10 protein-coding genes are annotated in these 12,014 nt (G+C 70.9%); 1 reads left to right on the forward strand and 9 read right to left on the reverse strand.

Features of this window, described 5'->3' with window-relative positions:
* Positions 1–94: 94 nt before the first annotated feature.
* The 5 genes from lptB to argS all read right to left on the reverse strand — a co-directional run bounded on the left by lptB (position 95) and on the right by argS (position 4,843).
* A complete protein-coding gene (gene lptB, locus AC07PV_RS19005) occupies positions 95–880 on the reverse strand; it encodes an LPS export ABC transporter ATP-binding protein (RefSeq protein ID WP_218296756.1) in 786 nt (261 codons plus the stop codon).
* Positions 877–1,533 (reverse strand): lipopolysaccharide transport periplasmic protein LptA, encoded by a 657-nt coding sequence (gene lptA / locus AC07PV_RS19010; RefSeq protein ID WP_218296755.1) that lies wholly within the window; start codon positions 1,531–1,533, stop codon positions 877–879. Before lptA ends, lptB begins: the two co-directional genes overlap by 4 nt.
* A gap of 210 nt (positions 1,534–1,743) precedes the next feature.
* A complete protein-coding gene (locus AC07PV_RS19015) occupies positions 1,744–2,400 on the reverse strand; it encodes a thiol:disulfide interchange protein DsbA/DsbL (RefSeq protein WP_218296754.1) in 657 nt (218 codons plus the stop codon).
* A gap of 79 nt (positions 2,401–2,479) precedes the next feature.
* A complete protein-coding gene (locus AC07PV_RS19020; RefSeq protein ID WP_218296753.1) occupies positions 2,480–3,124 on the reverse strand; it encodes an SPOR domain-containing protein in 645 nt (214 codons plus the stop codon).
* Between the two features lie 9 nt (positions 3,125–3,133).
* Entirely contained in the window at positions 3,134–4,843 is a 1,710-nt protein-coding gene (gene argS / locus AC07PV_RS19025; protein ID WP_494631048.1) for an arginine--tRNA ligase, read from the reverse strand.
* Positions 4,844–4,952: 109 nt separating this feature from the next.
* Here argS and AC07PV_RS19030 point away from each other — a divergent pair, with 109 nt between their 5' ends.
* Positions 4,953–5,282, forward strand: a complete 330-nt coding sequence (locus tag AC07PV_RS19030; protein ID WP_218296751.1) for a PsiF family protein — start codon at positions 4,953–4,955, stop codon at positions 5,280–5,282.
* A 48-nt stretch (positions 5,283–5,330) separates the two neighbouring features.
* Here AC07PV_RS19030 and AC07PV_RS19035 read toward each other — a convergent pair whose 3' ends face one another.
* From AC07PV_RS19035 to AC07PV_RS19050, 4 genes are all read right to left on the reverse strand, one after another.
* Positions 5,331–5,786, reverse strand: a complete 456-nt coding sequence (locus tag AC07PV_RS19035; RefSeq protein ID WP_492807858.1) for a DUF2214 family protein — start codon at positions 5,784–5,786, stop codon at positions 5,331–5,333.
* Positions 5,787–5,868: 82 nt separating this feature from the next.
* Positions 5,869–9,123, reverse strand: coding sequence for an IPTL-CTERM sorting domain-containing protein (locus AC07PV_RS19040; RefSeq protein ID WP_494631049.1), 3,255 nt, complete (start codon positions 9,121–9,123; stop codon positions 5,869–5,871).
* Between the two features lie 159 nt (positions 9,124–9,282).
* Positions 9,283–11,259 carry a sensor histidine kinase gene (locus AC07PV_RS19045; RefSeq protein ID WP_218296747.1) on the reverse strand — a complete coding sequence of 659 codons (1,977 nt, stop codon included), beginning with the start codon at positions 11,257–11,259 and terminating at the stop codon, positions 9,283–9,285.
* Complete coding sequence (locus AC07PV_RS19050; RefSeq protein ID WP_218296746.1) at positions 11,222–11,926, reverse strand: response regulator transcription factor; 705 nt, start codon at positions 11,924–11,926, stop codon at positions 11,222–11,224. Before AC07PV_RS19050 ends, AC07PV_RS19045 begins: the two co-directional genes overlap by 38 nt.
* Positions 11,927–12,014 lie beyond the last annotated feature (88 nt).

Here is a 12,014-nt window from a genome sequence, read left to right on the forward strand (position 1 = left end):
GGGGCACCGTACCGCGCCGCCGGGCCGCCCCAAGGCGCGAAGGCCCCCTCGGGGGGCAGCGCAGTACACGAAGTGACAAGCGTGGAGGCCATGTCTACATGCGGAAATGTTCGCCCAGGTACACCCGGCGCACTTCGGCGTTGTCCACGATCTCGGACGGCGTGCCCTGGGCCAGCACCTGGCCATCGCTGATGATGAAGGCGTGGTCGCAGATGCCCAGCGTCTCGCGCACGTTGTGGTCGGTGATGAGCACGCCGATGCCGCGCGCCTTGAGAAAACCGATGATGCGCTGGATCTCGATCACGGCGATGGGGTCGATGCCCGCAAAGGGCTCGTCCAGCAGGATGAAGCGCGGCTGCGTGGCCAGCGCGCGGGCGATCTCGACGCGGCGGCGCTCGCCGCCCGACAGGGCCATGGCGGGCGAGGCCCGCAGGTGGTCCACGCGCAGCTCCTGGAGCAAGGCCGTGAGACGCTCTTCGATGGCCTCGCGCGACAGCGGCTTGCCGTCGTCGTCCGCGCGCTGCAGCTCCAGCACCGCGCGCACGTTCTCTTCGACCGTGAGCTTGCGGAAGATGGAGGCTTCCTGCGGCAGGTAGGACAGCCCCAGCCGCGAGCGGCGGTGGATGGGCATGTGGGCCACCGAATGGCCGTCGATGCGGATGTCGCCCGCGTCGCTGCGCACCAGGCCCACGATCATGTAGAACGAGGTGGTCTTGCCCGCGCCGTTGGGCCCCAGCAGGCCCACGACCTCGCCCTTTTGCACGACCAGCGACACATCCTTGACGACCTTGCGGCTGCCATACGACTTGGCCAGGTGCTGCACCTCCAGGCGGCTGCCCGCCTGGGTGTCAGGACCGGGGCTGACGGGCTGCGCGCTCACTTGGAGCCGCCGCCAAGGCTGTTGCTGGGGCGCAGCACCGGCGCCGATGCCGGGGGCGCGGCCTCCGGCGCGGCGGTACCGGCGGGCGGGTCCTTGGGCGCGAGCACCGCCCGCACCCGGCTGCCGGGCGCGGGCGCATCGCCCGCCGCATTGGTCGCGGGGGTGCGCTTGCCGTCCACGGTGAACACATCGGTGAGGTTGTTGTAGACGATCACGGCGCCGGTGATCTCGTCGCTGAGGACCGCCCCGCGGTAGCGGCGCAGTTCGGCGCGGGTGATGAAGCGCACGTTGTCGGCCTTGCCGTCGTACTCGATGACTTCGCTCTCGCCTTCGATGAACTCGTCCGGCGCGCCGGCCACGGTATCGCGCTTCTGGCGGAAGAAGGCCCGCTTGCCCGCCTCGGCCGTGACCACGCCGTACTGGTAGCCGTCGGCGTCCTGGCGCACGTCCAGCCGCGCGCCGCGCAGCACGATGGAGCCCTTGGTCATGACCACGCGGCCCGAGAACACGCTGGTCTGCTTGAGCTCATCGTGTCGCAAGGCGTCGGCCTCGATGTTCATGGGCTTGGCGCGGTCGGCCTTTTCGGCGTGCGCCGCGCCCAGATGGCAGGCCAGGGCGACAAGCAGGAGGTGGGGGAGGATGCGGTAGTTCATAGGGCACGAATCTTGCAGGTCATTGTAGCCACCCCACGGCGCGCGCCATGAAAAAAGCCCGCATCCGCGGGCTTCTTCTTGGGACATCCGAGGCCGTCGGCGCTTGGAAGCCGACGCCTGCACCCGTGGAGCCGGCGCTGCCGGGCCGCCGGGTGCGTTCCCCTTGGCAGGAAGGCGGCTCACGAGGGCCACGCTTCCTTCAAGGAGGCGTCACCCCTTTTTCGCCGTGGCGGCCAGGTGCTCCACCACCTGCAGCACGTTCTGCATGTTGCCGGCCATGGTGCCATCGGTGTAGTACTTGCCGGCCACGCCCATGGAAGGCACGCCTTCCACGCCATACGCGTCCTGCAGCTGCGACGCACGGCGCACCTGGTTGGACACGGTGAAGGAGCCGTAGACCTCCTTGAACTTGGCGGCATCGACCCCCTGCTGGGTCACCCAGGCCAGGATTTCGTCGTCCTTGGCCAGCTTCTGCTTTTCCACATGGATGGCGCGGAACACCTTGGCGTGCAGCGCGTCGAGCTTGCCCATGCCTTCGAGCGTGTAGTAGAGCTTTTGCTGCGGCACGAAGCTGGCATTGAAGGCCACGGGCATGCGGCGGATGCTCATGTCCTTGGGGGCGCTCTTCACCCATGCGTCGAGCGTGGGCTCGAAGGCGTGGCAGTGGGGGCAGCTGTACCAGAAGAATTCGATCACATCGACCTTGCCGGCGGGCGCATCGGGCGCCACGGGCTTGTCCAGCCGCTTGAAGTCCTTGCCCTCCTTGAACTGGCGGGCCTGGGCCAGCGCGGGGGTGGCCACTGGCAGCGTCAGGGCGGAAGCGGCAACCGCCGAGGCGGCGGACAAAGAAAACTCACGGCGTTTCATGGCAAAGACTCTCCTGGTTCTGGTCTGGGGGATGTGAGCCATGCCCCCGCAAAAAGTTCAGCTCCCGCTGCGCGGCAGTTCAGCGCTGCACCCGCACCAGGGCCGATTCCACCCCGGCGCCGTCGAGCTTTTCCTTGAGCTGCTCGGCATCATCGCGCTTGGTGAACGGGCCCACGCGCACGCGGAACACGGCCCGCCCATTTTGCTCGCGCTCGCTCACCCGGGCCTCCCAGCCCAGCATGGCCAGCTTGGCGCGCTGGGCATCCGCATCGGCCTGGGTGCGGAATGCCCCGGCCTGCACGAAGTAGTCGAACGGGTCCAGGTTGCCCTTGGCGGCGGCCTTGGCGACGGCCAGATCGCCCAGCGGATCGGCGCCGGGCTTGCTTTCGGCCTTGGCCGCCTCGGGCTTGCTGGCAACCGGCTTGGGCGCGGAGGCGGCCGCCCGCACCTCGGGCGCCGCCGCGGAGGCGGGCGCGGAAGCCGCCGCCACCGCCGGCGCGGGGGGACGCGCGGGGTTCTTGCCGTACAGCGGAGAGTTCGGGTCCCAGTTCTTGTTCTTCTGGGATTCGGCGGCATCCATGTCCACGCCCCGCCCGTTGCCCTTGTTGAGGAAGGGCACCGGCACCTTGGTCACGTACACGGCCACCGCCAGTGCGGCCCCCAGGCCCACGATGACCCCGACGATGAAGCCGATGATGGTCCCACCCGTCTGTTGTTTCTTCATAGTGACTGCTTACATTCTGGCCGGAGCCGACACGCCCAGCACGGCCAGGCCATTGTGCAATACCTGCGCGGTGGCGGCGACGAGGGCCAGCCGGGCACGCTTGACGGTTTCATCGTCCACCAGGATGCGCTCGGCGTCGTAGTAGCTGTGGTAGCTGGCGGCCAGGTCGCGCAGGTAGAAGGTCACGTCGTGCGGCGCCTCGCCGTCGGCGGCGGCGGTGAGCATCTCGGGGTACTTGGCCAGCTGCAGCATCAGCGCCTGGGCCTGCGGGCCTTCGAGCGCCGACAGGTCCGCGCCCTGGAGCGAGGCCACATCGCCGCCGCCCTGCTCGGCCCAGCCGCGCAGCACCGACTGGATGCGCGCGTGGGCGTACTGCACGTAGTACACCGGGTTGTCGTTGTTCTGCGCCACGGCCAGGTCCACGTCGAAGGTGTACTCGGTGTCGGGCTTGCGGCTCAAGAGGAAGAAGCGCACCGCGTCCTTGCTGGTCCATTCGATCAGGTCGCGCAGCGTGACATAGCTGCCCGCGCGCTTGCTGATCTTGACCTCTTCGCCGCCCTTGACCACGCGCACCATGGTGTGCAGCACGTAGTCGGGGTAGCCCTGCGGAATGCCCACGCCGGCTGCCTGCAGCCCGGCGCGCACGCGGGCGATGGTGCCGTGGTGGTCCGTGCCCTGGATGTTGACGACCTTGGTGAAGCCGCGCTCCCACTTGGCGATGTGGTAGGCCACGTCGGGCACGAAGTAGGTGTACGTGCCGTCCTGCTTGCGCATGACACGGTCCTTGTCGTCGCCGTAGTCCGTGCTCTTGAGCCACAGCGCGCCGTCCTGCTCGTAGGTCTTGCCGTTGGCCACGAGCTTGCCCACGGTAGCCTCGACGCGGCCGCTGGTGTACAGGCTCGACTCGAGGTAGTACTCGTCGAACTTCAGATTGAAGGCCTGCAGGTCCTTGTCCTGCTCGTTGCGCAGGTAGGCCACGGCGAACTGGCGGATGGACTCCACATCGTCCACGTCGCCGCTGGCGGTGAACTCGCGGTCGTCGGCCTTGACGGTCTTCTTCGCGAGGAAGTCGTTGGCGATGTCCTGGATGTAGTCGCCGTTGTAGAACGCCTTGGACGCCGGGTTCTCCGGGTCGGTGGGCCAGCACTCGTCGCCGGGCTTGAAGCCCTTGGCGCGCAGCTGCGTGCTGGTGGTCAGCGTCTGGATCTGCACGCCCGCGTCGTTGTAATAGAACTCGCGGTGCACCTTCCAGCCCTGGGTGGCAAAGAGGTTGCAGATCGCGTCGCCCAGCGCCGCCTGGCGGCCGTGGCCCACGTGCAGCGGGCCGGTGGGGTTGGCCGAGACGAACTCGACCAGCACGCGCTGGCCGTTGTCGGCCTGGTAGCCAAAGCGGTCTCCGGCACCCAAGACCTCGCGCACCACTTCCTGCTTGGCGGCGGGCTTGAGGCGGATGTTGAGAAACCCGGGGCCGGCGATCTCGATGGCATCGACCCAGCGGGCAAACGCGGGCGTGGCCTCGAGCGCGGCCTTGAGCTGCTCGCCCAGCGCGCGCGGGTTGAGCTTGAGCGGCTTGGCCAGCTGCATGGCCGCCGTGCAGGCGAAGTCGCCGTGGGCGGCCACCTTGGGGGATTCGAACGCAGCGCGCCCGGCAGTGCCGGGCGACAATTTTTCCAGCTCGCCGGCGAGCGCCGCGAGCAATTCCTGTTTGACGGAGAGCATGCGGGGATTCTACGGGGGCGCCCCGTCATCCCATCCCGCCGCTGTGGCGTTATGCTGAATGGCCCGGTGTCCACCGGGCCGTCCATCCCCCTACCCGCAGGAGCATTACATGAAGAAACTGCTTTCCCTGATGACGGCCATCGGCCTGACCCTCTCCCTGGCCACGGCCCATGCCGCCGACGCGCCTGCTGCCGCGGCCTCCGCGCCGGCCAAGGCGCCCACCGCGCAGCAGAGCAAGATGGCCACCTGCAATGCCGACGCCAAGGAAAAGAAGGGCGACGAGCGCAAGGCCTTCATGAAGGAATGCCTGTCTGCCAACAAGCAGGAAAAGCAGCAGACCAAGATGAAGACCTGCAACGCAGACCCCAAGGCCAAGACCCTCAAGGGCGACGAGCGCAAGGCCTTCATGAAGGAATGCCTGAGCAACAAGCCCGCCTGACACACCTTGGCCCCCAAACAAAGCCCCGCACGCGGGGCTTTGTGCTTTCTAGCGCGTGCCCACGCCCCGCGCCAGGAACACGGCCAGCAGCGGAATCACCACCAGCAGGTGAGCCTCGATCATCACGAGGCGGCGCGTGCCGCGCACCTCGGCCTCGGTGGGCAGCGCACCCGTGGCGCGCAGCTGCTTGCGCCAGCGCAGAAAGCGCACCGTGGGCACGATGGAGATCAGGCCGATGACCACGAACAGCGTGACCTTGGTGTGCAGCAGGGGCTGCGACCAGTACCACCCCGCGCCCTTCATGCCCCACCAGGTGCGCGCCAGGCCCGTGGCCAGCACGGCGATGGCGGAGATGCCATAGACCATGTCCACCCGCGCCAGGCGCTCCACCACCGCGGCGTTGAGCCACTCCTTGCGGCACAGGGCCGCCTCGCTGGCCAGGAAGACGGTCATGGTCAGGATGGCCAGAAAGTGGGCGTAGGCCAGCAGGGCTTCAGTGGGCATGGGGCGCCTCGTGACAATGGGACTGGCAATGCTAGCGCATCCGGAAAAAACTCCTGATTTGATAGCTTTCAGCGCTTTCTCATCAAGCGCTGGAGGCCGATCCGGCTTGAAACCTGCGCAGCGCTGCCAGCCCCAGCAGCGCCGCCAGCACGAGCAGGCCCCATTCGGACAGCGTAGGAATCGCCTGCGCGGCGGCGGCCAGCAGCAGCATGGCGTGCGGGTCGGCGATGGCGCCGGGGGCGGGGTCGTTGTCGCCCGTGCCGTTGTCGGTGACGGCAAAGCTCACCGTGTCGCCGCTGACCGCGCCATGCGGGAACCAGAGCGCCGTGGCACCGGCCGCGGCGGGGCCGAACTTGCGCGGCACCAGCCCCGCCAGGCTGCCGCCGGGGTAGGTGATGGCCACCGCGAGCGTGGCGCCCGCGCAGCCCGTGGCCGTGAAGCGCAGCACGCCCAGCGGGGCGGTCGCGCCTGCGGGCAGGTTGTCGGCGCCAGTGGCCGCGCTCAGGCCCAGGGTGTTCACGGTGCAGCCGGGTGGGCCGCCGGTGATGCCGACCTGCGCCGTGCCGCCGCCGCCGCCCGGCACGGGCACGGCAGCGGTGTTGACGGTGTGCGCCAGCGGGCTGGCGGTGGCGGGCGCGTTGTCGGCGTCGCCCGTGTAGCTGGCGGTGATGCTGTGCAGGCCCATGGCCAGGCTGCTGGTGGCGCAGGTGGCCACGCCGCCGCTGAAGGTGGCCGTGGTGCAGGCCAGCGGCGCGCCATCCACGCTGAACGCCACCTGGCCCGTGGGGCTGGCGGATGCGCCGTTCAGCGTGGCGGTGAAGGTGACGCTGGCGCCCACGGCGCTGGCGGACAGGGCCAGCGTGGGCTGGGCCTGCGTGCCCAGCAGCAGCGCGTTGGACGCCATGCCGTTCACGAACGCCCGCAGCGCATACCGGCCGCTGGGCAGCGCGCCCGGCGCGGCCACGTCGATGCTGGCGGCGGTGGAGCCGGTGGGCGCGAGCCAGGTGCGCGCGCCGTTGTCCAGCCGCGTCAACTGCACCAGCGGCAAGGGGGTGGGCGATGCGCTGGTGCTGCCGCCGCTGGCCTCGCTGTCGCCACGCAGCCGCAAACCGGTGAGGGTGAAGGCCGCGCCGCTCAACCGGGCGGGGCCGCCGGTCAATGTGGGAATGCGGGCCGGGGGCACTGCGCCGCCGGCAGGGTCGTAGCGCTCGGCGGTGGCGATGCCGCTGGTGGCCGTGACGCCGTCGCGCCCCCCGGCGGCGAGCACCGTGCCATCGGGCAGCACGGTGGCGGTGTGGTAGGCGCGCACAGTGGCCAGCGCGCCGGTGGCGGCCCAGGCGCCCGTGGCGGGGTCGTACAGTTCGGCGCTGCCCAGGTAGCCGCCACCACCCCCCCCAGCGGCCAAAACCTTGCCGCCGGGCAGCAGGGTGGCGGTGTGGCCGGAGCGTCCGGTGTTGAGCGGGCCGGTGGGGCTCCATGCGTTCAGGGCGGGGTCGTAAAGCTCGGCGCCGCCGAGGTCGGTGCCGTCGTGCCCCCCCGCGACAAGCACCTTGCCCTGGGGCAGCAGGGTGGCGGTGTGGGTCCAGCGTGGGCTGGCCATCGTGCCGGCGCCGCTCCAGGTGCCCGAGGCGGGGTCGTACAGCTCGGCGCTGCCCAGGGTGCCGCCGCTGCCATTCCCCCCCGCGATGAGCACCCTGCCGGTAGGCAGCAGGGTGGCCGTGGGCCATTGGCGTGCGGCGCTCATCGCGCTCGTGGCGGACCAGAGGCCGGTGGCGGGGTCGTACAGCTCGGCGGTGGCGGTTTGGCTGTTGCTGATGTTGCTGCCCAAGCCCCCCACGACCAGCACCTGGCCGCTGGGCAGCAGGACGGCGGCGTGCCGCAAGCGGGGGCTGGCCATCGCGCCGGTGCCGCTCCAGGTGCCCGTGGCGGGGTCGTAGAGTTCGGCGCTGGCGAGCGCTCCTGCGCTGCCGAGGCCGCCCACGACGAGCACCTTGCCGCCGGGCAGCAAGGTGGCGGTGTGGTAGATGCGCGCGGCGGCCAGCGGGCCCGTGGCGGCCCAGGCGCCGGTGGCGGGGTTGTACAGCGCGGCAGCGCCGATGAGCTGCCCGGCGCCAAAACCGGCGCCCCCGCCCGCGACGAGCACCTTGCCGTCCGGCAGCAGGGTGGCCGTGTGCTCCGTGCGCTGGCCTGGCAGCGCGCCGGTGCCCGCCCAGGTGCCGATGGCGGGGTCGTAGAGCTCGGTGCTGGCGAGCAGCGCGCCGAGGTCGCTGGCGCCCCCGATGAAGAGCACCTTGCCCTGGGGCAGCAGGGTGGCGATGTGGCGCCAGCGCCCGTCGTTCAGGCCGCCGGCGGCGGTCCATTGGTTGGTGTCAGGGTCGTACCGTTCGGCGCTTTGGAGAGCGCTGCCGCTGCCGAAGCCTCCCGCCACGAGCACCTTGCCGCCGGGCAGCAGCGTGGCGGTGTGGAATAAGCGCTTGCTGTTCAGCGGGGCGGCAGGCGCCCAGGTATCGCCCTGGGGGTCGTACAGCTCGGCGCTGGCAAGCTGCTCGCTGCCGCTGTTTCCGCCCACGGCAAGCACCCTGCCGTTGGGCAGCAAGGTGGCGGTGAAATCGCTGCGCGGCCCTTGCGGCAGCGGGGCGGCGGAGCCCCAGGTGTTGTCGCTCGGGCGGTACACCTCGGCGGTGGCGAGGTAGCCGGTGCCGTTGCCGCCGCCGACGACGAGCACCCGGCCGTCGGCCAGCAAGGTGGCGGTATGGCCCTGGCGCGCTTCGGCCAACTGCCCGGCGGGGGACCAGGCGCCGGTGGCGGGGTCGTACAGTTCGGCCTGGGCCACCTGCCCCCCGCTGGCGTGGCCGCCCGCGACGAGCACCCGGCCATCGGCCAGCAGGGTGGCGGTGTGTTCCGTGCGCGGCTGGGCCAGCGCGCTGGCACCGCTCCACAAGCCGGTGGCGGGGTCGTACAGCTCGACGCTGGCGATGAATGCGCTGCCGTCGTAGCCACCCGCCACGAGCACCTTGCCATGGGGCAGCAAGGTGGCGGTGTGGCCGCGGCGCGCGTGGGCGAGCGGGCCGGTGGCGGCCCACTGGCCGGCGGCGGGGTCGTACAGCTCGGCGCTGGCAAGGTGGCTGAGGCTGCCGCCGCCATAGCCGCCCGCGACGAGCACCTTGCCGTTGGGCAGCTGGGTGCTGGTGTGCCATTGGCGCCCATCGCCCAGGCTGCCGCTGGCCGCCCAGGTGCCCGCCTGGGCGTGCGCGGCGGGCCAGGCGGCCAGGCAGGCGATGGCGATGAACACGAACTGGAGCAGCAGGGCGCGCAGGGCGCAGGGGCGGCGGGGCATGGCGGGGCCTTGGTGTGTGACGAACCGCCGGAATGTTAAGAAATTGCAACACGCCTGTATGTCCTCAGAACTGAGGACAAGGCCTTGCCGGGGTTTGATGCCCAACAGGCCTCCAGCGCTTAGCAGGCAAGCGCCCGCAGCTATCAAAAGAGTAGTTCTTCAATCACCGCGCGCCAGCGGCAGCCACAGGGTGAATTCGCCCCCGCCCTCCCATGCCGCCCACTGGCAGCGCCCGCCCAGGGCCTGGGCGCGGTGGCGCACGTTGAGCAGGCCCTGGCCGGCCAGGGCGGCGGGCGGGCCTTCGGACAGCACGAAGGCGCCTGCGTTGTCGCGGATGCGCACCACCACGCCCGCGCCGCCCTGCCCGGCTTGCGCCTGCGGCGCGGTGGCCACGTCGATCAGGGTGGCCTGGGTGTGCTTGAGGATGTTGGCCAGCACTTCTTGCAGGATGCGCAGCACGTGCAGCGCGGACTGCGGGTCGAGCCAGGGCAGCGGGGGCAGGTCCTGCACGTTCCAGGCAAGGGTGATGCCCGCGGCCTTGAGCCGGGGCGCCAGGCGAAAGCGCACGGCCGCCAGCAGCGCCAGCAGGTCGGCATCGGCGGGGTCCAGCGAGTCGATGGCGAGCTTGAGGTCGTCGATGCAGTCCTTGAGCACCTGGGCCGTGTCGGCCGTGCTGGCCTGGCCGCGCTCGACCATGCGCAGCGCGCTCATCAGCGACGAGCCGATGCCGTCGTGCATGTCCTGCATCATGCGCTGGCGCTCGGTGGCCAGGGTCTGCTGGCGCTCCAGCGCGCGCAGTTGCTCGTGGCTGGCGGTCAGTTCGCGCTCGCGGGCGGCGAGCTGGCTCTCCAGCCCGGCGTTGGCCACCTCGACCGCGTGGATGGCGCCCACGTAGCGCCGCCAGACGATGGCCAGGAAGATGGCGAACAGGCCGATGGCGTTGTAGGGCGCCAGATAGACATGCTCCATGTCGATGCGGTAGTTGACCATCAGCAGGTCGTGCGCGCCCGCGGGCACGTTCAGCGAGAACCAGGCGAACAGCACCAGCCCCTCGCGCGACCGCGCGCGCCACGAGGCCCACAGGCCCGACGCGGCCACCACCGCCGTCAGCAAGGTGATGACGAGATAGACCAGCGGCAGCATGGCATCGAGGTACGGCAGCAGCGGCGGCAGCGGCAGGGTGAGCACGGTGCCCAGCGACACCAGCCCCGCGATGCCCAGCGCCAGCGCGGGCATGCGCCGCCCGTGCACGCGGAAGGCGAAGGCGAAGGTGCACACCATGGCCCAGCCCAGCGAATTGACGGTCATCCAGCCGAACCAGTCGTCGGGCACGGGCAGGGGCCGGTCGTCCACCACGTAGTGCAGGCTGCGCAGCAAGGTGGTGACGGAGATGGCGAAGAACAGCAGGTAGATGGGCTCGCGGCGGCGCACGCAGCCCACGGCCAGCGCGAACAGGCCAATGGCCAGAAAGGCGGCGCCGGTCAGGCTGATGAAGTCGTTCTGCACGAAGCGGCGCACGCTGTAGCGCCACAGCAGGTTCTGCTCGGTGCCCACCCAGGCGCTGGAGACGGCCCCGCCCACGCCGCGCTGGCTGGCCATGCGCAGCCACACGGTGCGGGGCGGCTCGCCACCGGCGGCGTGGTTGCCCAGCGCCACCCACAGGGGCCGGTTGAAGCTGTTCCACACGCGGCTGCCGCGCGTGCGGTAGGCCATGCGGCCATCGACATAGATGGCGACGATGCCGATGGTCTGCCAGCGCGGCAGGTACAGAAACAAGTCCTGGCCCGGCGCGCCCGATGCGCTGGGGGCACCGGGTGTACCGGGCGGGGGCAGGTCGAGCCGGTACCAGGCCACGTCGGGCGGGGCCCGCAGCGAGGCACCGCCCTCGGCCAGGCTGCGCTCCCGCGCGTGGGGCAGCGGCACGCTGGCCCACGCGCCTTTCTCCTCCTCCCCTGCGAAGGGCGGCGCGGGCGGAGGTTCCCAGCCCGCGCCGGGCTCCATGCGGAAGGCGGCCTGCCGCAGGTGCGTGGGGTTATCGGTAGCGCTGCCGCCGCCGCAGGCCGCGAGCCAGGCGGCCAACAGCAGCGCGGCGCACCACCTACCCGTTCGCCAGAAGGCCTTGCCTGTGGGCGGCATGGATGGCCTCGGCGCGCGTGTTGACCTGCAGCTTGGCGTAGATGCGCCGCACGAAGGTGAGCACCGTGGTGCGGGAGACGCCCATGGTGCGGGCCGTCTCCTCGGTGGTGAAGCCCTTGCTCACGCAGCGCAGCACCTCCTGCTCGCGCGCGGACAGCAGCGCGGCGGGCGGCTCGGTGGCGGGCGGCAGGCTGGCGGCGGCGCGCGCCAGGATCTTGCGCGCCACCATGGGGCTGATGGGGCTGCCGCCCGCGTGGATGCTGCGGATTTCCTCGGCCAGCTCGGCGGCGCTCACGTCCTTGAGCAGGTAGCCCATGGCCCCGGCCTCGATGGAGCGCAGCACGTGCGTTTCATCGCCAAAGATGGTGCTCACCAGCACGCTGCAGCCGGGCCACTGCGCGCGCGCGGCGCGGATCACGTCCAGGCCCGAGCCGTCGGGCAGGCCCAGGTCCACCAGCAGCACATCCATGGGCGACTGGGGCAGCAGCGCCAGCGCCTCGGCCCGGCTGGCCGCCGCCATGGCCAGCGCCAGGTCGGGCTGCGCGCCGATCATGGCGATGAAGGTGTCGCGGCAGGCCGGGTCGTCCTCGACCACGCCCACCCGCAAAGGAGCCGGCAGGCGCGCGGGCCAGGGGGCGGGCAGGGGCGGGGCGGTGTCGGGGGCCATGGGCTGGATTATGGGCAAGCGCCGGGCAGCAGCGCCATGTCATCAGTTCTGAGGACAGACAGGCGCATGGCCAATCCCTACCATCTGT

The organism is Acidovorax sp. GW821-FHT09A11 (assembly GCF_059418365.1).